Origin of the sequence: Halomonas sp. THAF5a (genome assembly GCF_009363755.1) — a bacterium.
Classification (GTDB): domain Bacteria; phylum Pseudomonadota; class Gammaproteobacteria; order Pseudomonadales; family Halomonadaceae; genus Halomonas.
Genome location: NZ_CP045417.1, coordinates 467,495 through 488,922 on the forward strand (window position 1 = coordinate 467,495; position 21,428 = coordinate 488,922).

Here is a 21,428-nt window from a genome sequence, read left to right on the forward strand (position 1 = left end):
GATGCGGCAGGATGACCCTATCACTCAGGAGATGACCATGACGCCCGCTCTGCCCGCCACCCCCCGCACGCCCGTCGACGCCCCGCGTCGCGGTCATGCGTGCCTGGGCGACGAGGCGGCGCTGCAGGGTTTCCAGGGCTGGTATGGCGACTGGTTTAGCACCGGTGTGCCGGTGGCCATGTCCTGAGACGCACCAAGGACAGCGCCATGAGGCACACCCGCCGGGTTGCCTCCTCCCAGAACCCCCGGACGGCAACCCCGCCCGGGGGTTCTGCCTTTCATGGCATCGCACATCATCACGACAGACGAGGAGAGAGACCATGACCGCATCCATCGCCATTCGCCAGACCCGGGGCTTCGTGGGCTATTACGGCTATTGGCGATTTAGCGAGCTGCGGTCGGCTCACCTCGCCACCTCCGGCCGTAGCGAGATCGGTGGTTCCCGACAGACACGATGTACGACCGCTACCCGGAGTTGATGCCCATGAATGCCCCCGTTTCGCTGACCCCCGCCCCGCACCAGGCCGCCCCGATGACCGCCGACACGCTCCCCACCCCCGGCGAGCTGCGCCAGTCGCTGCCCCTTGCCCCGGCCCTCGCCGAGCAGGTGGCCGCCCACCGCCGGGCGATCCGCGCCATTCTCGACGGCCATGACGACCGCCTGCTGGTGGTGGTTGGGCCCTGTTCCGTCGACGACCCCGAGGCCGCCCTGGACTATGCGCGTCGGCTGGCCGAGCTGGCCCCCAGGGTCGCCGACCGCCTGCTGATCGTGATGCGCGTCTATGTCGAGAAGCCGCGCACCACCGTGGGCTGGAAGGGGCTCGCCTACGACCCGGATCTCGACGGCAGCGGTGACATGGCGCGCGGCCTGCAGGCCTCCCGCGCGCTGATGCGCGACATCGTCGGGCTCGGCCTGCCGGTGGCCACCGAGCTGTTGCAGCCGATGCTCGCGCCCTACCTGGACGACCTGCTCGCCTGGGTGGCGATCGGTGCCCGCACCACCGAGTCGCAGCTGCATCGCGAGGTGGCCAGCGGCCTGGAGGCCGTGGTCGGCTTCAAGAACGGCACCGGCGGCGAGCTGCAGGTCGTCCTGGACGCCATGCATTCCGCCGCCCACCCCCATCGCCACTTCGCGATGGCCGAGGATGGCCGGCCCATGGTCCGTGAGACCGCCGGCAACCCCTATACACACCTGGTGCTGCGCGGCGGCCACGGCGAGCCCAACTACTCCGCCGCCCATGTCCTCTCGGCGCGCCGCACCCTCCAGGCCGCCGGCCTCGCGCCGCGCATCATGGTCGACTGCAGCCACGCCAACGCCCGCAAGGACCACCGCCGCCAGAGCGAGGTGCTGCTCGACGTGCTGGCCCAGCGCGAGGCCGGCGACGCCTCCCTGGTGGGCCTGATGATCGAGAGCCACCTCCACGAGGGCAAGCAGCACCTCGTGCCGGGGCGGCTGCGCTACGGCGTCTCGGTCACCGACGCCTGCATCGGCTGGGAGACCACCGAGCACCTGCTGATGACCGCGGCGCAGCGCCTGCGGTGAGCGGCGCCTGGCGAGTAAGGTAAGCCGAGCGTCAGTGGGCGAGCATAAAACAAGGGCGTCGCAGCGCCTGCGCGGGTAAGCAAGGGAGGCCCGCGCCTGTACCCGGGGAGGCGATGGGCGGATAATCGCCGCATCGCTTCCCATCCCACGGGGCCCCCATGACGTTTCGCTTCGCGCACTTCGATCCCGCCACCTACCGCCGCGTCTCGCGCCTGACCAGCCTGGCCATGGCCGGCCAGCTGATCGTCTTCGGGCTGCTCTTCTCGCAGCTGCTGGTCGAGGCCTTCGGCGGCAGCCTCTGGATCAATGCCCTGGGCGTGCTGCTGGGGCTTGCGGCCACCAGCCTGGTCTTCGCCGTGCTGCGTCAGCGGCCCTGGATGGCCGGCATCCGCTACGTCTGGCGCCTCAAGCACCAGCTGGCACGGGTCAGCGCCTACCTGCCGGCCCTGCGCCGGGGCATGGGCGAGGGCGACGAGGCGGCCCTGGCGGTGCTGGCCTTCTACCATCAGGGCATGGCGCAGCTCGCCGAGCTCGAGGGGCGCACCCTCGACGACGCCGCCGAGCTGCTCGCCGAGCGGGAGGTGGTGCGCCATGCCCGGCGCGAGCGAGGGCTGCCCGAGCGTGTCGAGGGCCTCGACCTCGAGGACCTCGGGGGCTTTCGCAAGGGGTAGGGGCCGGCGGCGTCATCGTCCTGTCACCTGCCCGTCCTAGGCTCGACTCATCGACCCCAAGGCGCCTGCGGCGCCTCGCCCCAGATGAGGAGAGCAGCATGAGCAAGGAAATCGAGGACCATCGCGTCCATAACGCCAGCGGCAACGAGCCCTTCACCTCCGTTCTCGATCGTCACGTCTCCCGACGCAGCGTGATGCGTGGCGGCCTGGGCCTGGCGGCCGCCTCGATGCTGGGCTTCGGCGGCGTCGCCCAGGCGCTGGCGGCGAGCGGCGCGAAGAAGACGCCGCTGAGCCTGGCCTTCGAGGCGGTCCAGGGCGCCAGGCTCGACGCCGTGGTGGTGCCGGAGGGCTATACCGCCCAGGTGCTGGTGCCCTGGGGCACGCCGCTCGACGGCCAGGCATCCGAGTGGCACGAGGGGCTCGCGATGACCCCGGAGCGCCAGGCGCACAGCGTCGGCATGCACCACGACGGCATGTACCACTTTCCCCTCGACCGCGACGGTGGTTCCCAGGAGTTCCTGCTCGCGCTCAACAACGAGTACATCGACCAGGCGGCGCTCTGGGCGCCCCAGGGCGGGCCCACCGCCGCCGACCAGGGGCGTCGCCCCGCCGACGAGGTGCGTACCGAGATCCACGCCCACGGCGTCACCCTGGTGCACCTCAAGAAGCAGGCCGACGGTCGCTGGACCCACGTGCCGGACTCCGACTACAACCGTCGCTACACCAGCGCCTCGGTGATGGCGCTGGGCGGCCCGGTGGCCGGCAGTGACTACGTGCGCACGCGCTTCTCGCCGGAGGGTCGGCTGACCCGTGGCACCAACAACAACTGCGCCAGCGGCCACACCCCCTGGGGCACCTACCTGACCTGCGAGGAGAACTGGCCGAACTACTTCATTCGCCGCGAGGCTCGGGAGCGGGACGACGAGCGTCTGGGGATCGGCCGCGAGCGCGGCCGCTACGGCTGGGAGAGCGCCGCCGGCGATGCCTCAGAGCGCGACGGCGAGTTCGCCCGCTTCGACACCACGCCCACCGGTGCCGACGCCCGCGAGGACTACCGCAACGAGGCGCGCACCTTCGGCTACGTGGTGGAGATCGACCCCTACACCGGCGAGCGCGCCGTGAAGCGCACCGCCCTGGGGCGCTTCCGCCACGAGGGCTGCTGGCCGGGCAGGCTCGTCCCGGGCCGCCCGGTGGTCTTCTACTCCGGCCACGACGCCCGCAACGAGTACATCTACAAGTTCGTCTCCGCCGCCGCCTGGGACCCCGCCGACGCCAGCCGCCCCGGCGAGTCCATGGACCGCCTGGCCATCGGCGCCAAGTACCTGGACGAGGGCACCCTCTACGTGGCGCGCTTCGACGCCGACGGCCGCGGCGAGTGGCTGGCCCTGACCCCGGACGCCGAGACCCGCGACGGCCGCCGCCTGCACGAGGCCCTGGGGCTGGCCGCCGACGACCAGGCGGGGATTCTTATCCACACCTGCGACGCCGCCGACCTGATGGGGGCGACCCCCATGGACCGGCCCGAGTGGGGCGCCGTGGACCCCGCCTCCGGCGAGGTCTACATGACCCTGACCAACAACAGCCAGCGCACCGCCGAGGGCACCGACGCCACCTTCACCGGCGACGGCGAGGCGATCGACGAGCCTGGCGTGGGCTTCGCCACCGCTCCGGTCAATGCGCCCAACCCGCGTCCCGACAACGGCGCCGGCCAGATCATCCGCTGGCGCGAGGCGGACGACGCCACCCGCTTCGACTGGGAGGTGTTCGTCTTCGGCGCGGCGGCCGACGATGCCGACAACCCTTCCGGGCTGACCGAGGCCAACCAGTTCGCGAGCCCCGACGGTCTGTGGTTCGACGAGCGCGGCGAGGGCGACGGCATCCTCTGGATCCAGACCGACAACGGCTACGAAGGGGTCGCCGAGCACACCAACGACCAGGTGCTGGCGGTGGTGCCCGGTGCCCTGGAGGCGAGCCCGGGCGGCGCCGCGGTGGTCAACCCGGGCAACCAGCAGGCGCTCAAGCGCTTCGCCGTGGGCCCCAACGGCAGCGAGGTGACCGGCATCTTCGCCACCCCGGATCGCACGGCGCTGTTCATCAACATCCAGCACCCGGGCAACTGGCCGGCGGCCGAGGATGCCACCCGGGCCACCGATGGCCAGGTGCGGCCCCGGGCGGCCACCGTGGTGATCCAGAAGCGCGACGGCGGGCCGGTCGGGGTCTGATCCTCGCCGCCGCCGCTCGCCAATAGGCCCCTGCCATCGGCAGGGGCCTGTCTCGTTCAGGGGCCTTTCTCGTTCAGGGGGCTTTCTCGTTCAGGGGGCGCCTGGCGTCGGGCGGTCAGGCTCGGGCGGCGTAGGCGAAGAGCAGGGTCTCCTGGGCGCTGATCGGTGCGGCCCCGCCGGGCTGCTGCTTGGTATAGAGGCCGTCGCTGCCGAGCAGCCAGCTCTGGCAGTTGTCCACCAGATAGGTCTCGAGGTCCTTGCGGATCCGGGCGGCCAGCTTCTTGTCGAGCAGCGGGAAACAGGTCTCCACCCGGTGGAACATGTTGCGCGCCATGAAGTCGGCGCTGGAGCCCCAGGTCTCGGGCTTGCCGTCGTTGTGGAAGTGGAAGACCCGGGTGTGCTCCAGGAAGCGCCCGATCACCGAGCGCACCCGGATGGTCTCGGAGATGCCCGGCAGCCCCGGGCGCAGGCAGCACATGCCGCGGATGATCAGGTCGCACTCGACCCCGGCCCGTGAGGCGCGGTAGAGCGCCTGGATCAGCTTGGGCTCGGTGAGCGAGTTGCACTTGATGATCAGGTGGGCGCGCTTGCCCTTGCGGGCGTGTTCGGCCTCGCGGTCGATCATCGCCACCATCTGCTCGTGCAGGGTGAAGGGCGCGTGGAGCAGCTTCTCGATGTGCCGCGCCCGGCCCATGCCGGTGAGCTGCTGGAAGACCTTGTGCACGTCGGCGCAGAGCACCGGGTCGGCGGTGAGCAGGCTGTAGTCGGTGTAGAGCTTGGCGGTCTTGGAGTGGTAGTTGCCGGTGCCGAGGTGGGCGTAGTGGCGCAGCTTGCCTCGCTCGCGGCGCACGATATGCATCATCTTGGCGTGGGTCTTGTAGGCCATCACGCCGTAGATGACGATGGCGCCGGCCTCCTGCAGGCGCGAGGCGAGCGCCAGGTTGTCGGCCTCGTCGAAGCGCGCCCGAAGCTCGATCACCACCGTGACCTCCTTGCCGTGGCCGGCGGCCTCGACCAGGGCGTTGACGATGGGCGAGTCGGCGCCGGTGCGATAGAGGGTCTGCTTGATGGCCAGCACCTCCGGGTCGCGGGCGGCCTCGCCGAGCATCTTCTCCACCGGGGTGAAGGACTGGAAGGGGTGGTGGAGCAGGATGTCGCCCTCGGCGATCACCCCCAGCAGGCTGTCGGCCTTGAGCAGCGGCTTGGGCAGGCCCGGCGTGAAGGGGCGGTAGAGCAGCTCGGGGCGCTCCACGGCGTCGAGCACCGACATCATGCGCGTCAGGTTTACCGGGCCGTCGACCCGGTAGAGGTCGGTCGGCTCGAGCTGGAACTGGTGCAGCAGGAAGTCGGCGAGCTCGTCGGGGCAGTTGTCGGCCACCTCCAGGCGCACCCCGCTGCCGTAGCGGCGCGACAGCAGTTCGCCGCGCAGCGCCGAGGCGAGGTCCGAGACCTCCTCGGGGTCCACGGAGAGGTCGGCGTTGCGGGTCAGCCGGAACTGGTAGCAGCCGAGCACGGTCATGCCGGGGAAGACCTCCTCGGCATGGGCGTGGATCATCGACGACAGGAAGACGTACTCCGAGAAGCCCTCCTCGCAGAGCGCCTCGGGCAGGGCGATCACCCGCGGCAGCGAGCGCGGCGCCGGCAGGATCGCGAGTCCCCCCTCGCGGCCGAAGGCGTCCTTGCCCTCCAGCTGGACGATGAAGTTGAGGCTCTTGTTGACCAGCCGCGGGAAGGGGTGGGAGGGGTCCAGGCCGATGGGGCTGACCACCGGGATGATCTCGGTGGCGAAGTACTCCTGCACCCAGGCCCGCTGGGCCTCGCTCCAGTCGCCGCGGCGGCGGAAGCGCAGCCGCTGGGCCTCCAGGGCCGGGATCAGCACCTCGTTGAGGATCTGGTACTGGCGCGCCACCTGCTCATGGGCGATGCGGGCGATCTCGGCCAGCACCGAGCGGGGCGAGCGGCCGTCGGCGCCGGTGGACTCGTCGCCCAGCAGCACCTGGTGCTTCAGGCCGGCCACGCGGATCTCGAAGAACTCGTCCATGTTCGACGAGAAGATCAGCAGGAACATCAGCCGGTTGAGCAGCGGGTGGGCCTCGTCGAGGGCCTGCTCCAGCACCCGGACGTTGAACTGCAGATGCGAGAGCTCGCGATTGAAGTAGAGCCCCGGGTCGGTGAGGTCGGCCTCCGGGTCGGGCAGCGCCTTGGGCTTGATGCCGGTGCGGGTCTGGTTCAGGCGCGGGGCGGGCGTCTCGGGCAGCTCGCTGCCCGGCGGGTTCTGCCCCGCGTCATGGGGGGGGATGGGATCGCGCGTCTCGTCCATGGAAGCTCCCTGTCGTCGTGGGGAAGGGGCGCGACCCTCCCGTCGGCTAGCCGGCGAGCAGTCGGGCCGCCCGCTTGGCAAAGTAGGTCAGCACGCCGTCGGCGCCGGCGCGCTTGAAGCAGAGCAGCGACTCGAGGATGACCGTGTCGGCCTCCAGCCAGCCGTTCTCGAAGGCGGCCATGTGCATGGCGTACTCGCCGCTGACCTGGTAGGCGAAGGTGGGGACCTTCAGCTCGTCCTTCACCCGGCGCACCACGTCCAGGTAGGGCATGCCGGGCTTGATCATCACCATGTCGGCGCCCTCGGCCAGGTCCAGGGCCACCTCGTGCAGCGCCTCGTCGCCGTTGCCCGGGTCCATCTGGTAGGTGGTCTTGTCCGCCTTGCCCAGGTTGCCGGCGGAGCCCACCGCGTCGCGGAAGGGGCCGTAGTAGCGCGAGGCATACTTGGCGCTATAGGCCATGATCCGGGTGTTGACCAGCGTCTCCTGCTCCAGCACCTGGCGGATCGCGCCGATGCGCCCGTCCATCATGTCCGAGGGGGCCACCACGTCGGCGCCGGCCTCGGCATGGGAAAGGGCCTGCTTGATCAGGGTCTCCACGGTGCGGTCGTTGTGCACGTAGCCGGCCTCGTCGAGGATCCCGTCCTGGCCGTGGCTGGTGTAGGGGTCCAGCGCCACGTCGGTGATCACGCCGAGCTCCGGCAGCGCCGCCTTGAGGGCCCGCACGCTGCGCTGCACCAGGCCCGCGGCGTTGAAGGACTCCTCGGCCAGCTCGCTCTTGAGCTCGGTGCCGACCACCGGGAAGAGGGCGATGGCCGGGATGCCGAGTTCGTAAGCCTCGCGGGCCTCCTCGATCAGCAGGTCGATGGAGAGGCGCTCCACGCCGGGCATCGAGGGCACCGCCTCGCGCTGGCCTTCGCCCTCCAGCACGAAGACCGGCCAGATCAGGTCGGCGGCGGTCAGGGTGTGCTCGCGCATCAGCCGGCGCGAGAACGCGTCGCGACGCATGCGACGTGGGCGGGCGGTCGGGAACTGGCGTGGGGTCGTGAAGCTCAAGGCGTCTCTCCGGGAGTGGGGATCGGGGCCGCCACGGGTCGATGGTGGCCGCGCAAGATGACGAAACGATGACATGGGGTCGATTGCCCTCGAGTATATCAGCGTCGGCAGGCGTCGAAAGACGCGCCTTGTCGCACCCCCGTCGACTCTCTAAAGTGGAGGGCTTGCGATTTCAGGGCCTGGCTTTCACAGGCGCCAACCTTCAAGGAGAACGGCATGAGCAAACAGGTGGCGGTGATTCTCGCGGGGTGCGGGGTGCAGGACGGGTCCGAGATCTACGAGACCACCCTGACGCTGCTGCGCCTCGACCAGCTGGGCCTGGGCTATCGCTGCTTCGCCCCGGACATCGACCAGCATCACGTCATCGATCATCGTCACGGTGAGCCGGTCGAGGGCGAGACCCGCAACGTGCTGACCGAATCCGCGCGCCTGGCCCGCGGCGAGATCTCGCCCCTGGACGAGCTCGATGCCGAGGCCTTCGATGCGGTGATCCTGCCCGGCGGCTTCGGCGTGGCCAAGAACCTCTCGGACTTCGCCGTGGCCGGCGACGGCCTGCAGGTGATCGAATCGCTGACCGAAGCGCTGGCCGGCTTCCATGAGGCGCGCAAGCCGATCGGCCTGATGTGCATCAGCCCGGTGCTGGTGCCGCGGCTGCTCGGCCCGGGCATCGCCGTGACCGTGGGCAGCGATCCCGGCGTCGCCGGCGCGATCAGCGCCATGGGGGGGCTGCACCGCAGCTGCGGGGTGGAGGACATCGTGCTCGACTTCGAGAACCGGGTGGTGACCACGCCGGCCTACATGCAGGCGACCCGCATCAGCGAGGCGGCGACCGGCATCTTCAAGCTGGTCGATCGCATCGACGAGCTGATGGACCTGTAAGCGCCGAGCCACGAGCGACAGGCGCCGAGCGACAAGAAACCCCGAAGGCCTGGGCCTTCGGGGTTTCCTTTGCTCCGGACGTTGCCAGGCCGTCGATTTGCAGCTTGCAGCTTATTCCTCGTCGGCGGCGTCCCGGTCGCGCTTGCGGCGCACCAGCCGGCCGAACAGCAGGCCCACCTCGTAGAGCAGGTACATCGGCACCGCCAGCAGGCTCTGGGAGACCACGTCCGGCGGGGTCAACAGCATGCCGATGACGAAGCAGCCCAGCACCACGTAGGGGCGCTTCTTCGAGAGGCTCTCCACGGTGGTGGCCCCCGAGAGGATCAGCAGGAAGGTGGCGATGGGGATCTCGAAGGCCACCCCGAAGGCGAAGAACAGCTTGAGGACGAAGTTCAGGTACTGGTTGATGTCGGTCATCACCGCCACGTTCTCCGGCCCGGTCTGGGTGAAGAACTGGAACAGCAGCGGGAAGACCACGTAGTAGGCGAAGGCCGCGCCGCCGTAGAAGAGCGCGACGCTGGAGGCCAGGATCGGCAGCGCCAGCGCCTTCTCGTTGTCGTAGAGCCCCGGGGCGATGAAGGCCCAGGCCTGGTGCAGCACGAAGGGCACGGCGATGAACACCGCCACCACCAGGGTCAGCTTGAAGGGCGCCAGGAAAGGCGAGGCGACCTCGGTGGCGATCATCTGCGAGCCTTCCGGCAGCAGCGCCATCAGCGGCTCGGCGACGAACAGGTAGATGTCGTTGGCGAAGGCGTAGAGCCCGAGAAAGATCACCAGGATCGCGATCACCGCCCGCATCAGCCGCGAGCGCAACTCGATGAGGTGCTCGATCAGCGGGGCCTGGTTCTGTTCCTGGGGATCACCGGTGTTGCTCATCGGGAGGCGGGGTCCTTGTCGGCGTTGGGGGCATCGGCGGCGCGCGGCGACTCATCGACCTCGGTGTCCTGGCGGGCCCGGGCCAGGGCGTCGTCGAGGCGCTGCTCGGCGGGCGCGGCCTTGGGCCGCGGGGACGAGGCGGACGCACCGCCGTCATCCTCGGCGATGCCCTCCACGCCCCGCTTGACCTGCTGGACGCCCTCGTCGAGCTTCTTCTGCTGCTCGTTGAGCTTCTGGCGCAGCTCCTCGGCCTCGAGCTGGGCGCTGATCTCGCGCTGCATGCCCGAGACCGTGCGCTTGATCTTGCCGATCCACAGCCCCAGGGTGCGGGCGGCCTTGGGCAGGCGCTCGGGACCGAGCACCAGCAGGCCCACCACGCCGATGATCATCAGTTCGAGAAAGCCCATATCGAACATGGCGGCTTACTTGCGCTCTTCCGAGTCCTCGACCTTCTTCTCGGCCTTGACGTCGTAGGTGTTGACCCCCTCGTCGTCATGGCTGACGCGGGCCTGGGGATCGCTTGCCTGCTCGTCCTCGGCTTTCTCGCCCTTCTCCTCGTCGTTCATGGCCTTCTTGAAGCCCTTCACGGCGCCGCCCAGGTCGCCGCCGACGTTACGCAGCTTCTTGGTGCCGAAGATCAGGATGATGATGCCGAGAACGATCAGCAGCTGCCAGATACTGATACCACCTAACATATTCACTTCCTCAGGTTGGGGCTCGGGGAGGCCCGGGGGCCAGTTGTCGCTAGGGTTGCCGTGCGGCCTTCTCGTCGTGTCCCGAGACGCCGAAGCGGCGGGCCAGCTCAGCCAGGACCGCGTCGTGGTCGAGGCCCAGGTGCGAGAGCATCACCAGGCTATGAAACCACAAGTCGGCCGTTTCGGCGATCAACGCCTGTCGCGCCGCCGCATCGCCGTGCTCGGCGTCCTTGGCCGCCAGCAGGGTCTCGGTGCTCTCCTCGCCGACCTTCTCGAGGATCTTGTTGAGCCCCTTGTGATGCAGGGCGGCCACGTAGGAGCTGTCGGGATCGGCCTGGCGGCGCTGTTCGAGCACGTCGTGCAGTCGGTCCAGTATATCGCTCATGGGGCAGGGTTCCATTGGTTGAGGTCAGTGCCAGGCTAGCAGCAGCACGCCGAGGGCGGCGGTGGCGAGCGCCGGCCAGGGCTGGCCGGCGGCCCAGTCGGAGAGAGGCTGCCAGGCCAGCGCCGCGACCACCAGCAGCAGGCCGAGGCGCAGTCGCCGTTGGCGATGGCCCTGGCGCGTCAGCTGGCGGGCGATGTCGCCCATGGCGGTCGACTGGCGACGGCGCTGGCGATGCTCCTGCTCGGCCCGGGCGAGCGCCTGGTGGGCGAGCACCGGCAGCTCCGGCAGCTGGCGAGAAAGCTCCGGGGCCTGGCGCTTCAGGGACTCCAGCAGGCCGCGTGCCCCGGCGCGCTCCTTCATCCAGCGCTCCAGGTAGGGCTTGGCGGTCGACCAGAGATCGAGGTCGGGATAGAGCTGGCGCCCCAGCCCCTCGATGTTGAGCAGGGTCTTCTGCAGCAGCACCAGCTGGGGCTGCACCTCCATGTTGAAGCGGCGCGCGGTCTGGAAGAGTCCCAGCAGTACCTGGCCGAAGGAGATGTCCTTGAGCGGCTTCTCGAGGATCGGCTCGCACACCGTGCGCACCGCCGCGGCAAACTCGTTGGCCCGGGTCTCCTCGCCCACCCAGCCGGACTCGATGTGCAGGGCGGCCACCTCGTAGTAGTCCTGATGGAAGAAGGCCAGCAGGTTGCGGGCCAGGTAGTCCTGGTCCTCGCGGGTCAGGCTGCCGACGATGCCGCAGTCGATGGCGATGTACTGGGGATCCTCGGGGTGCTCGTGGGCGACGAAGATGTTGCCCGGGTGCATGTCGGCGTGGAAGAAGTTGTCGCGGAACACCTGGGTGAAGAAGATCTCCACGCCCCGCTCGGCGAGCTTCTTGAGGTTGGTGCCCTGGGCGACCAGCGCCGCGGTGTCGGCCACCGGCACGCCGTAGATCCGCTCCTGGACCATCACCCGGCGGCGGGTCAGCGCCCAGTGGATGGCGGGCACGTGGAGCAGCGGCGAGCCCTTGAAGTTGCGCTTGAGCTGGGAGGTGTTGGCGGCCTCCTTGGTCAGGTCGAGCTCGTCAAACAGCGTGGACTCGTAGTCGCGGACCACCTCCACGGGGCGCAGCCGGCGCGCCTCGGGAATCCGCGCCAGCACGCTGGCGAAGCGGTACATCAGCGCCATGTCCTGGCGCATCACCCGGTCGATGCCGGGGCGAATGATCTTGACCACCACGGCCTCGCCGTCGTGCAGCCGCGCCGCATGCACCTGGGCGACGGAGGCCGAGGCCAGGGGGTCGGGCTCGAAGCCGGCGAACGCCTCCTCCAGCGACATCTCGAGCTCCTCCTCGACCAGCGCCATGGCCTGGTGGCCGGGGAAGGGCGGCACCTGGTCCTGCAGGCGCTGCAGCTCGTCGGCGAGGTCCTCGGGCAGCAGGTCGCGGCGGGTCGAGAGCATCTGGCCGAACTTGACGAAGATCGGGCCCAGGGACTCCAGGGCGAGGCGCAGGCGCTCGCCCCGGGAGCGCTCGCCGATCGGCACCAGGCGCAGCGGCGAGAGCAGGAACAGGCCGCGCAGCCACCAGGGCAGGCGTGCCAGGGGCAGCAGGGTGTCGAGGCGGTAGCGGGTGATCACCCAGACGATGCGCGCCAGCCGCAGGATCATGAGGGGGCCTCCGCCGCGGCCAGGCGACGGCGCAGCCGGGCCAGGCGGGCCTCGAGGCGGTCGGTGGCGATCTCCAGCTCGGTCATGTGGTCGCGCAGCGCCTCGAGCTGGTGGCGGCCCGGCAGCAGGCGCGCCTCCTCGAAGACATACTCGCCGACGTCGGCGCAGAGCTCCTGGCGGGTGCGCAGCCCCCACTGGGCGAGGCTGCGCACCCCCTCGGCCAGGCTGTGGGCCGGGATATCGCCGAGCCAGCGGGCGAGCTCGCCCTCCCAGTCGAGATCGAGGTCGAACAGCAGGTCGCGGGTCGCCTCGAGCAGGTGGGGGCGCCCGCGCACGGCGAGCTTGCCCTGGAACATCAGCCGCTCGATGGGGGCGCCGCCGAGCAGCTCGCCGAGGGTCTCGGCGTCGAGCTCGACCACCGCGTCGAAGGCCGCCTCGTCGAGGGCCTCCCCGTCGGTCGTGTCGGGGCGCAGCAGGTCGATGCCCGCCGGATGGAAGTGCAGGGTCAGCGCCAGCTCGGGCCGCTCCAGGCGCAGCAGGACACGCTGGCCGGCGAGCCGGGCCAGCCGCGCCGGGGCCGCGGGATCCCGGGCGAGCAGGGCGTTGAGGGTGCGTTCGAGACCGGCCAGCAGCAGGGTGGGAGACAGCGACATCATGCCCTCACAGCTTGATGCCGCGGTGCAGGGCGACGATGCCCCCGGTGAGGTTGGTGTACTCGACCCGCTCGAGCCCGGCGGCCTCCATCATGCCCTTGAGGGTCTCCTGGTCGGGGTGCATGCGGATCGATTCGGCCAGGTAGCGGTAGCTCTCGCCGTCGCTGGCCACCAGCTCGCCGATCTTCGGCAGCAGGCGGAAGGAGTACTCGTCGTAGGCCTTGGAGAACAGCGGGTTGCCCGGCTTGGAGAACTCCAGCACCAGCAGGCGACCGCCCGGCTTGAGTACCCGGGTCATGGAGCGCAGGGCGGCATCCTTGTCGGTGACGTTGCGCAGGCCGAAGGCGATGGTGATGCAGTCGAAGCTGTTGTCGGGGAAGGGCAGGCACTCCGCGTTGGCCTGGACGTACTCGACGTTGCCGCCGACGCCGTGGTCGAGCAGCTTGTCGCGACCGACCCGCAGCATGGACTCGTTGATGTCGGCCAGTACCACCCGGCCGCGGGGGCCCACCATGCGCGAGAACCTGGCCGTGAGGTCGCCGGTGCCGCCGGCGATGTCGAGCACGCTGTGGCCGGGACGCACGCCGGAGCGCTCGATGGCCAGGCGCTTCCACAGGCGGTGGATGCCCATCGACATCAGGTCGTTCATGATGTCGTAGCGCGCCGCCACCGAGTGGAAGACGTGGGCCACGCGGGAGGCTTTCTCCTCGACCGGGACTTCCTGGTAGCCGAAGTGGGTGGTGTGCTTGTCACTGGCGCTCATGCCGTGGGGCTCCCGAATCGCTGCGGTGGGGGCGGGCCTGGCGGCCTCGCCGATGGGCGCCATTGTAGCCCTCCCCGATGACGATTGTCTTGACGCCGGGCGTCGCTTGGCACGATCCATGAGGGTGCCGGGGACAGACCGGAGAGGGGGTCTTATGCCAGGGGTGAGAAGCATCGCTTCGAACGGGCTGGCCATGGATGGCCAGCACCGGTCCTGCAAGCGGAGCAGGATGCGAGAGCGAAGCAGGGCATCGGTAGCGCCCAGGGACGGGTTTACAGCGCTCCCTCGACGGTCTGTCACCGGCTGAGCCGGCGAAAAGGATCTCAGAGCTGCTTGATCTCGATGCCCAGCGGCTCCCGCGAGGCGCCCGCCTCCTCGAGCCGGCGCAGGTAGTCGGCCCAGTTGGCCTCGCGGCGCCGGATCAGGTCATAGAGGTAGTCCCAGCTGTAGAGGCCGCTGTCGTGGCCGTCGTCGAAGTGCAGCTTCAGCGCGTAGCGCCCGGCCGGGGTGATGTTCTTGAGGCCGACGTCCTTCTTGCCCACCTGCAGGGTGGCGGAGTCCGGGCCGTGGCCGCGCACCTCGGCGGAGGGCGAGAAGACGCGCAGGTACTCCACCGAGAGCCGGTAGGACTCGCCCTCGGCGTAGGTGAGTTCGAGCTCGCGCTCCTTGCGGTGGTAGTGCACGTTGGTGGGGATCGGGGCTGTCATGATGAGGCTCCGCAGCAGCGTTGGCGGTGGGCGGCTGTCCCGGTCACCGCTCATGTCGGAGGCGCTGTGAACCCTTCCCTGGGCGCTACATTTGCCCTCCCTGGCAAATGACCTCCTCCACGAGCGGTTCCCGGCGCCGCGCTACCCGTTGGCCCTCGGCTCGGGGCCGGGCTTACAGGATATACCGCGACAGGTCCTCGTCCATCGCCAGCTCGCCGAGCTGGGAGTCGACGTAGGCGGCGTCGATCGCCAGCGGGCTGCCGAAGTCGCCGCCCTGATAGGAGGCCTCCTCGAGCAGGCGTTCCATCACGGTGTGCAGGCGGCGCGCGCCGATGTTCTCGGTGCCCTCGTTGACCTTCCAGGCGATCTCGGCGATGCGCGCGATGCCGTCCTCGGTGAAGGTGACCTCGAGCCCCTCGGTGGCGAGCAGCGCCTGGTACTGCTTGGTCAGCGCCGCGGAGGGCTCGGAGAGGATGCGCTGGAAGTCCTCCGGCGTCAGGGCGTTGAGCTCGACGCGGATCGGCAGGCGGCCCTGCAGCTCCGGGATCAGGTCCGACGGGCGCGACAGGTGGAAGGCGCCGGAGGCGATGAACAGGATGTGGTCGGTCTTGACCATGCCGTACTTGGTGGAGACCGTGGAGCCCTCGATCAGCGGCAGCAGGTCGCGCTGCACGCCCTCGCGGGAGACCTCGCCGCCGCTGGACTGGCCGCTGCCCTTGGCGACCTTGTCGATCTCGTCGAGGAAGACGATGCCGTTCTGCTCCACCGCCTCGATGGCGCGGCTCTTGATGTCGTCCTCGTTGACCAGCTTGCCGGCCTCCTCGTCGCGCAGCAGGCCGAGGGCGTCCTTCACCGCGACCCGACGGCTCTCGCTCTTCTGCTTGCCCATGCCGGCGAACAGGTTCTGCAGCTGGCTGGTCATCTCCTCCATGCCCGGCGGGGTGGTGATGTCCACGCCCGGGCCCTGGGGAGTGACCTCGATGTCGATCTCCTTGTCGTCGAGCTGGCCCTCGCGCAGCTTCTTGCGGAACAGCTGGCGGGTCGAGCTGTCCTGGCGCGGCTCGTTCTCCTGGCCGCGGGGCGGCGGCAGCAGGGCGTCGAGGATGCGCTCCTCGGCGGCGTCCTCGGCGCGGTGGCCGACCTCCTCCTTGGCCTGCTCGCGGACCAGCTTGATGGCGGCCTCGGTCAGGTCGCGGATGATCGACTCCACGTCGCGGCCCACGTAGCCCACCTCGGTGAACTTGGTGGCCTCCACCTTGATGAAGGGCGCGCCGGCGAGCTTGGCCAGGCGGCGGGCGATCTCGGTCTTGCCGACGCCGGTGGGGCCGATCATCAGGATGTTCTTGGGCGTCACCTCGTGGCGCAGCTCGCCGTCGAGCTGCATGCGCCGCCAGCGGTTGCGCAGGGCCACGGCCACGGCACGCTTGGCGTCCTGCTGGCCGACGATGTACTGGTCCAGGGCATGGACGATCTCGCGGGGGGTCATCCGGGTCATGATCAGAGCTCTTCCAGCGTGACGTTGTGGTTGGTGAACACGCAGATGTCGCCGGCGATGGCCAGGGACTTCTCGGTGATGTCGCGGGCGGAGAGGTCGGTGTTCTCCAGCAGGGCGCGGGCGGCGGAGAGGGCGTAGTTGCCGCCGGAGCCGATGGCGATGATGCCGCGCTCGGGCTCCACCACGTCGCCGTTGCCGGTGATGATCAGCGAGGCGTCCTTGTTGGCCACGGCGAGCAGCGCCTCCAGGCGACGCAGGGCGCGGTCGGTGCGCCAGTCCTTGGCCAGTTCCACGGCGGCCTTGACCAGGTTGCCCTGGTACTTCTCGAGCTGGGCCTCGAAGCGCTCGAAGAGGGTGAAGGCGTCGGCGGTGCCGCCGGCGAAGCCGGCCAGCACCTGGCCGTGGTAGAGGCGACGCACCTTGCTGGCGTTGCCCTTCATCACGGTGTTGCCCAGCGAGACCTGGCCGTCACCGGCCAGCGCCACCTGGTCACCGCGGCGCACGGAAACGATCGTGGTCATGGAGGGGACTCCTTGGGGGAGGGAAAAGCTCCCGATGACTGGCGGCGCCTCGGTCTCACCGAGGCGCCGGGGTGAACTCATGGGGAAGTGCGGGCGGGGCGCGCGGAATTCAACCTTGGTCGAGCCCCGCGGCGGGCGCGTCAGTTCTGCAGCTGGATCAGCAGCGGCTCGATGCCCTGGGTGGTCATCAGGTCCTGGGCGCGATTGAGCTCGCGGCGGTCGCTGTAGGGGCCGACCTGGACGCGGTGCCAGGTGTCGCCCTCGCCGGTCTTGACCTCGCTGATCTTGGCCAGCAGGCCGAAGTCCTTGAGGCGGCCGGCCAGCCGGTCGGCGTCGCCGGCCTCACGGAAGGAGGCGGCCTGCAGCACGAAGCGGGCGTTGGCGTCCGAGGCGGCAGGGCGGCTCGTCTCGTCGGCCTCCATGTTGGCGGCGATCACCCGGGCGATCGGGTCGTCGGCCGGTGCGGTTCGCTCCGGCGTCGCCTCGGCCGGCTCGGGGCGCGGCGGCGGGGTCGCCGTGGAGCTCGGCACCTGGCCGCCCGGGGCGATCACCTCGGACTCCGGCAGCAGGGTGTAGAACTCGAAGGTCGGCATTGGCGGCTCGTCGGGCGTCTCGGCGCTCGGGGCCTGCTCGGCGGCCTCGCGGCCCTCCGGCTGGGAGAGCACCCTCGCCAGCGGCGAGTCGTCGTCCTGCCAGGGGGCGACCCCCTGCTGGTGCTGGGCCAGCAGGAAGCCGGCCACCAGGCCGACGAGCCCCCACAGCCAGCCCGGCACGCCGCGGCGCGGGGGCGGGGCGGCGCGACTGCGCGACGCGCTGGTGGCGCCGCGCTTCCTGGCGGGAGCCTTGCGGGTGGCCATGGCTTACATCTCCTCGGGCGCGCCGACACCCATCAGGTCGAGGCCGTTGCGCAGCACCTGGCGCGTGGCCAGGCCCAGCGCCAGGCGCGCGTTGCGCAGGGCGTCGTCGTCGACCATCACCTTCACCGCGTTGTAGCAGGTGTGGAAGTCGGCGGCCAGGTCGAGCAGGTACTGGGCGATCTGCTGCGGCTCGTGGGAGGCGGCGGCATGGGCGACCACCTCGGGGTAGCGGGCCAGGCGGTTGAGCACCGCCTTCTCCTGGTCGCTGTCGAGCAGCGCGAGCTGGTCCATGGCGAGCGCGTGGTCGAAGGCCAGGCCCTCGGCGTCGGCCTTGCGCAGCATGCTGCAGACCCGGGCGTGGGCGTACTGCACGTAGTAGACCGGGTTGTCGTTGGACTGCGAGCGGGCCAGGTCGATGTCGAAGGTCAGCTGCGAGTCGGCGCGCCGGGCGGCCAGGAAGAAGCGGGTGGCGTCGCGGCCCACCTCGTCGATCAGGTCGCGCACCGTGACGTAGCTGCCGGCGCGCTTGGAGAGCTTCACCTCGACCCCGGAGCGGGTGACCATCACCATCTGGTGCAGCACGTAGTCGGGCCAGCCCTGGGGGATGCCGGCCTCCAGCGCCTGCAGCCCGGCGCGCACCCGGGTCACGGTGGAGTGGTGGTCGGCGCCCTGCTCGTTGATCACCGTGGTGAAGCCGCGCTGCCACTTGTCGAGGTGGTAGGCGACGTCGGGCAGGAAGTAGGTGTACTGGCCGTCGGACTTGCGCATCACGCGGTCCTTGTCGTCACCGAAGTCGGTGGTGCGCAGCCACAGGGCGCCGTCCTGCTCATAGGTGTGGCCCTGCTCGACCAGCCGCTCCACCGCGGCCTCGACCTTGCCCTGCTCGTAGAGCGAGGACTCCAGGAAGTAGACGTCGAACTCGACCCCGAAGGCCTTGAGGTCGAGGTCCTGCTCGCGGCGCAGGTAGGCCACGGCGAACTCGCGGATCGCCTCGAGGTCGTCCGGGTCGGCGGCGCCGGTGACCTGGCGGTCGTCGGCGTGGACGGTCTCGCCGGCCAGGTAGCTGTTGGCGACGTCGATGATGTAGCCGCCGCGGTAGCCGTCCTCGGGCCAGCCGGCGTCGTCGGGGTCGATGCCCTGCGCCCGGGCCTGCACCGAGCGCGCCAGGTTGGCGATCTGGGCGCCGGCGTCGTTGTAGTAGAACTCGCGGGTGACATCAAAGCCCACCGCCTCGAGCAGGCGGCAGATGCTGTCGCCGATCGCCGCGCCGCGGCCGTGGCCGACGTGCAGGGGACCGGTGGGGTTGGCGGAGACGAACTCCACCTGCACCTTCTGCCCCTTGCCCGCCAGGTTGCGGCCGAAGGCGTCGCCGGCCTCGAGCACCTGGCGCACGACCTGGGCGGCGGCGTCGGTGGCGGCGAAGAAGTTGACGAAACCGGGGCCGGCGATCTCCACCTTCTGTACGGCGTCGCTTTCGGGCAGCGCCGCGACCAGCAGCTCGGCCAGCTCACGGGGCTTCTTGCCGGCCGGCTTGGCGAGCATCAGCGCGAGGTTGGTGGCGTAGTCGCCGTGGGCCTTGTCGCGGGTCGGATCGACCTTGATGGCGGGGGCGATCTCGGCGGGCACGACGCCCTGCTGCCGGAGGTGGTCCAGGGCGCCCTCGAGCAGCGCGATGATGGTCTCTTTCATGGAAGTGTCCGGTGTCCTGTGGCGGGGGCGATGCGAAGCGACCGCCCGGGCGAGTCTGGGGCGCCATTATCGGCAATCGGCGCCGGGCTTTAAAGGTGTGGCGTCAGGCCAGGGTCTGCGGGTCGATGTCCAGCGACCAGCGCACCCGCCGCGCCTCGGGGCGCGCCTCCAGCCAGGCGATCAGCCAGGCGCCGGCCTCGTGGAGCCGGCTGCGGCGCCCGGCGGAGAGCATCAGCTGCAGGTGATAGCGGTTCTGGCGCCGCTCCATGGGCGCCGGCACCGGTCCCAGGCAGTCGACCTCGAGCCCGCGCTCGGCGAGCCAGCCGCGCAGCGCCTCGGCGGCGAGCCCCCCGAGCTCGGTGACCGCCGCCTCCCGGGGCGCCTCCAGGCGCAGCAGGGCCAGGAAGCGGAAGGGCGGCAGCTGGGCGGCGCGGCGCTCCTCGAGCAGCTGGGCGGCCAGGGCGTCGTAGCCGGCGTCGGCCAGCAGGCGCAGGTGCGGGTCGTCGGTGTGCATCGTCTGCACCAGCACCCGGCCGGGATGGGCGGCGCGGCCGGCGCGCCCCGCCACCTGCTCGAGCAGCTGGGCGCTGTGCTCCAGCGCCCGGAAGTCGCTGGCGTAGAGGCCGGCGTCGGCGTTGACCACCACCACCAGGGTGACGTGGGGCAGGTGATGGCCCTTGGCCAGCATCTGGGTGCCCACCAGCAGGCAGGGCTCGCCGCGGCGCACCTCGGCCAGCACCTGCTCGAGGGCGTCGCGGCGCCGGGTGCTGTCGCGGTCGATGCGGTGCACCGGCGTCTCGGGGAAGAGCGCTGCCAGGGTCTCCTCGGTGCGTTCGGTGCCGCTGCCCAGGGGGCGCAGGTCGATGCTGCCGCAGTCGGGGCAGGCGTCGGGCAGGGCGCGGCGGCGGTCGCAGTGGTGGCAGGCGAGCAGCGGCGGCTGGCGGTGCAGGGTCATGCGTGCGTCGCAGTGGTCGCACTCGGCCAGCCAGCCGCAGGCGTGGCAGGCCAGCGTCGGGGCGAAGCCGCGGCGATTGATGAAGACCAGCACCTGGTGGCCGGCGGCCAGGGTCTCGCCGATGGTCTCGATCACCGGCGGGATCAGCCCGGCCCGGCGCTGGCGGCCGCGCAGGTCGACGAGTTCCAGGCGTGCCGGGGCGTGGCGGCTGGCACGCTTGGTCAGCCGCAGGTGGCGGTAGTCGCCGGCCTGGGCGCGCTGCAGGGTCTCCAGCGACGGCGTGGCCGTGCCCAGCAGCAGCGGAATGCGATGGCGGTGGGCCCGGGCCACGGCGAGGTCGCGGGCGTGGTAGCGCAGCCCGTCCTGCTGCTTGAAGGAGCCGTCATGTTCCTCGTCGACGATGATCACGCCGGGCGCGGCCAGCGGCGTGAAGATCGCCGAGCGGGTGCCGATGACGATCGGCGCCCGGCCGCTGGCGGCCGCCTCCCAGGCGTCCAGGCGCTCGAGGTCGGTGAGCCCGGAGTGCAGCGCGACCACCGGCACCCGGAAGCGGCGACGAAAGCGCGCCAGGGTCTGGGGGGTCAGGCCGATCTCGGGGACCAGCACCAGTGCCTGGCGGTGGCGACCGATGACGGCTTCGATGAGCTGCAGGTAGACCTCGGTCTTGCCGCTGCCCGTGACGCCGTGGAGCAGGCAGGGGTGGAAGGCGTCGAGGTGCTCGTGGAGGGCGCCCAGCGCCGCGGCCTGCTCGCCGTTGAGGGGCAGGGCGGGTTCGGCCAGTAATTGCTGGCCGTCGTCGCTCGGCGCGCCGGCCGAGAGCGGCTCCTCATGGCGCTCGACCAGGCCCTTGTCGACCAGCGCGCGCAGCTGGTCGCGGCTGAACGACTGGGCGAGGATCGCCTGGCTGACCAGGCCGTGGGGGTGCTGGCGCAGCATGGCGAGCAGCTCGGCCTGGCGCGGGGCCCGGTCAAGGCCCGGCGGCGCGTCCTGCCGGCCGGCAGGCGTCACGCACCAGCGTTCGCGGGTGCGCGCGGCCAGCGCGCGGCCCTGGCGCAGCAGCACCGGCATCGCCTGGTGCAGGGTGTCGCCGAGGGCGTGCTGATAGTAGCGGGCGGTGAAGCGGCAGAGCCACAGCCAGTCGGCCGGCAGCGGGGCCTCGTCGAGGCAGGCGTCCACCGGCTTGAGGCCCGAGAGCGGCAGCTCGCTTTCGTCGCGGCACTCCACGACCACGCCGACGACCCGGCGCCGTCCGAAGGGGACCCGCACGCGCAGCCCCGGTTGCCAGCCGCCGGGCGGCGCCTCGCGGCCGGGCCGGTAGTCGAACAGTCGGCGCAGCGGCGAGGGCACGGCGACGCCCAGCACGCGAGGCGCGGGCGAAAGAGGGGAATCGGGCAATTGGCCTCCGGCGTGGGCTCTGCTAGAATACTTCGCCGCTGCGGACACCCTGGGTGCCTGGCGGCAACCGGTTCGCATGTACAGACAACCCGTATGCGGTG

At 70.6% G+C, this 21,428-nt stretch carries 20 protein-coding genes; 5 read left to right on the plus strand and 15 right to left on the minus strand.

The features are described 5' to 3' along the window. Positions 1 to 37: 37 nt before the first annotated feature. The 4 genes from FIU83_RS17410 to FIU83_RS02115 all read left to right on the plus strand — a co-directional run bounded on the left by FIU83_RS17410 (position 38) and on the right by FIU83_RS02115 (position 4,436). The gene (locus tag FIU83_RS17410; RefSeq protein ID WP_172976000.1) at positions 38 to 187 is read left to right on the plus strand and encodes a hypothetical protein; all 150 of its coding nucleotides are present in this window, start codon (positions 38 to 40) and stop codon (positions 185 to 187) included. A gap of 297 nt (positions 188 to 484) precedes the next feature. Then, complete coding sequence (locus tag FIU83_RS02105; RefSeq protein WP_152482538.1) at positions 485 to 1,543, plus strand: 3-deoxy-7-phosphoheptulonate synthase; 1,059 nt, start codon at positions 485 to 487, stop codon at positions 1,541 to 1,543. Positions 1,544 to 1,701: 158 nt separating this feature from the next. After that, positions 1,702 to 2,214 (plus strand): DUF3087 family protein, encoded by a 513-nt coding sequence (locus tag FIU83_RS02110; protein ID WP_152482539.1) that lies wholly within the window; start codon positions 1,702 to 1,704, stop codon positions 2,212 to 2,214. Between the two features lie 98 nt (positions 2,215 to 2,312). Further along, positions 2,313 to 4,436: a PhoX family phosphatase gene (locus FIU83_RS02115; protein ID WP_152482540.1), complete on the plus strand. Its 2,124-nt coding sequence runs from the start codon at positions 2,313 to 2,315 to the stop codon at positions 4,434 to 4,436. A gap of 115 nt (positions 4,437 to 4,551) precedes the next feature. On the opposite strand, the gene ppk1 is transcribed toward FIU83_RS02115, so the two are convergent. Together ppk1 and hemB are read right to left on the minus strand one after the other, a co-directional pair. After that, entirely contained in the window at positions 4,552 to 6,756 is a 2,205-nt protein-coding gene (ppk1, locus tag FIU83_RS02120) for a polyphosphate kinase 1 (RefSeq protein WP_152482541.1), read from the minus strand. A 46-nt stretch (positions 6,757 to 6,802) separates the two neighbouring features. Further along, positions 6,803 to 7,810 carry a porphobilinogen synthase gene (gene hemB, locus FIU83_RS02125; RefSeq protein ID WP_152482542.1) on the minus strand — a complete coding sequence of 336 codons (1,008 nt, stop codon included), beginning with the start codon at positions 7,808 to 7,810 and terminating at the stop codon, positions 6,803 to 6,805. Between the two features lie 216 nt (positions 7,811 to 8,026). Between hemB and elbB the strand changes: the two genes are divergently transcribed. Further along, complete coding sequence (gene elbB, locus FIU83_RS02130; protein ID WP_152482543.1) at positions 8,027 to 8,689, plus strand: isoprenoid biosynthesis glyoxalase ElbB; 663 nt, start codon at positions 8,027 to 8,029, stop codon at positions 8,687 to 8,689. Positions 8,690 to 8,800: 111 nt separating this feature from the next. Here the strand turns inward: elbB and tatC are convergent, their stop codons facing one another. The 13 genes from tatC to FIU83_RS02195 form a co-directional block, all read right to left on the minus strand. Further along, positions 8,801 to 9,565 carry a twin-arginine translocase subunit TatC gene (gene tatC / locus FIU83_RS02135; protein WP_152482544.1) on the minus strand — a complete coding sequence of 255 codons (765 nt, stop codon included), beginning with the start codon at positions 9,563 to 9,565 and terminating at the stop codon, positions 8,801 to 8,803. Further along, positions 9,562 to 9,981, minus strand: coding sequence for a Sec-independent protein translocase protein TatB (gene tatB / locus FIU83_RS02140; RefSeq protein ID WP_152482545.1), 420 nt, complete (start codon positions 9,979 to 9,981; stop codon positions 9,562 to 9,564). The genes tatC and tatB overlap by 4 nt, the downstream gene beginning before the upstream one ends. A 6-nt stretch (positions 9,982 to 9,987) precedes the next feature. Further along, complete coding sequence (tatA, locus tag FIU83_RS02145) at positions 9,988 to 10,260, minus strand: Sec-independent protein translocase subunit TatA (protein ID WP_152482546.1); 273 nt, start codon at positions 10,258 to 10,260, stop codon at positions 9,988 to 9,990. A gap of 49 nt (positions 10,261 to 10,309) precedes the next feature. Beyond that, positions 10,310 to 10,645 carry a phosphoribosyl-ATP diphosphatase gene (locus FIU83_RS02150; protein WP_152482547.1) on the minus strand — a complete coding sequence of 112 codons (336 nt, stop codon included), beginning with the start codon at positions 10,643 to 10,645 and terminating at the stop codon, positions 10,310 to 10,312. A 24-nt stretch (positions 10,646 to 10,669) separates the two neighbouring features. After that, the gene (ubiB, locus tag FIU83_RS02155) at positions 10,670 to 12,292 is read right to left on the minus strand and encodes a ubiquinone biosynthesis regulatory protein kinase UbiB (RefSeq protein ID WP_152482548.1); all 1,623 of its coding nucleotides are present in this window, start codon (positions 12,290 to 12,292) and stop codon (positions 10,670 to 10,672) included. Further along, entirely contained in the window at positions 12,289 to 12,945 is a 657-nt protein-coding gene (locus tag FIU83_RS02160) for an SCP2 domain-containing protein (RefSeq protein ID WP_152485216.1), read from the minus strand. The genes ubiB and FIU83_RS02160 overlap by 4 nt, the downstream gene beginning before the upstream one ends. Before the next feature lie 7 nt (positions 12,946 to 12,952). Further along, positions 12,953 to 13,708 (minus strand): bifunctional demethylmenaquinone methyltransferase/2-methoxy-6-polyprenyl-1,4-benzoquinol methylase UbiE, encoded by a 756-nt coding sequence (ubiE, locus tag FIU83_RS02165; RefSeq protein WP_152482549.1) that lies wholly within the window; start codon positions 13,706 to 13,708, stop codon positions 12,953 to 12,955. 323 nt (positions 13,709 to 14,031) lie between these two features. After that, positions 14,032 to 14,415 carry a gamma-butyrobetaine hydroxylase-like domain-containing protein gene (locus FIU83_RS02170; protein ID WP_152482550.1) on the minus strand — a complete coding sequence of 128 codons (384 nt, stop codon included), beginning with the start codon at positions 14,413 to 14,415 and terminating at the stop codon, positions 14,032 to 14,034. A 172-nt stretch (positions 14,416 to 14,587) separates the two neighbouring features. Continuing rightward, positions 14,588 to 15,910, minus strand: a complete 1,323-nt coding sequence (hslU, locus tag FIU83_RS02175; protein ID WP_152482551.1) for an ATP-dependent protease ATPase subunit HslU — start codon at positions 15,908 to 15,910, stop codon at positions 14,588 to 14,590. A 2-nt stretch (positions 15,911 to 15,912) separates the two neighbouring features. After that, complete coding sequence (hslV, locus tag FIU83_RS02180; protein WP_152482552.1) at positions 15,913 to 16,431, minus strand: ATP-dependent protease subunit HslV; 519 nt, start codon at positions 16,429 to 16,431, stop codon at positions 15,913 to 15,915. 140 nt (positions 16,432 to 16,571) lie between these two features. Then, the gene (locus tag FIU83_RS02185; protein WP_152482553.1) at positions 16,572 to 17,288 is read right to left on the minus strand and encodes an SPOR domain-containing protein; all 717 of its coding nucleotides are present in this window, start codon (positions 17,286 to 17,288) and stop codon (positions 16,572 to 16,574) included. A gap of 3 nt (positions 17,289 to 17,291) precedes the next feature. Then, on the minus strand, positions 17,292 to 18,977 hold the full coding sequence (argS, locus tag FIU83_RS02190) for an arginine--tRNA ligase (protein WP_152482554.1): 1,686 nt from the start codon (positions 18,975 to 18,977) through the stop codon (positions 17,292 to 17,294). Between the two features lie 103 nt (positions 18,978 to 19,080). Continuing rightward, on the minus strand, positions 19,081 to 21,327 hold the full coding sequence (locus FIU83_RS02195) for a primosomal protein N' (protein WP_253939522.1): 2,247 nt from the start codon (positions 21,325 to 21,327) through the stop codon (positions 19,081 to 19,083). Positions 21,328 to 21,428 lie beyond the last annotated feature (101 nt).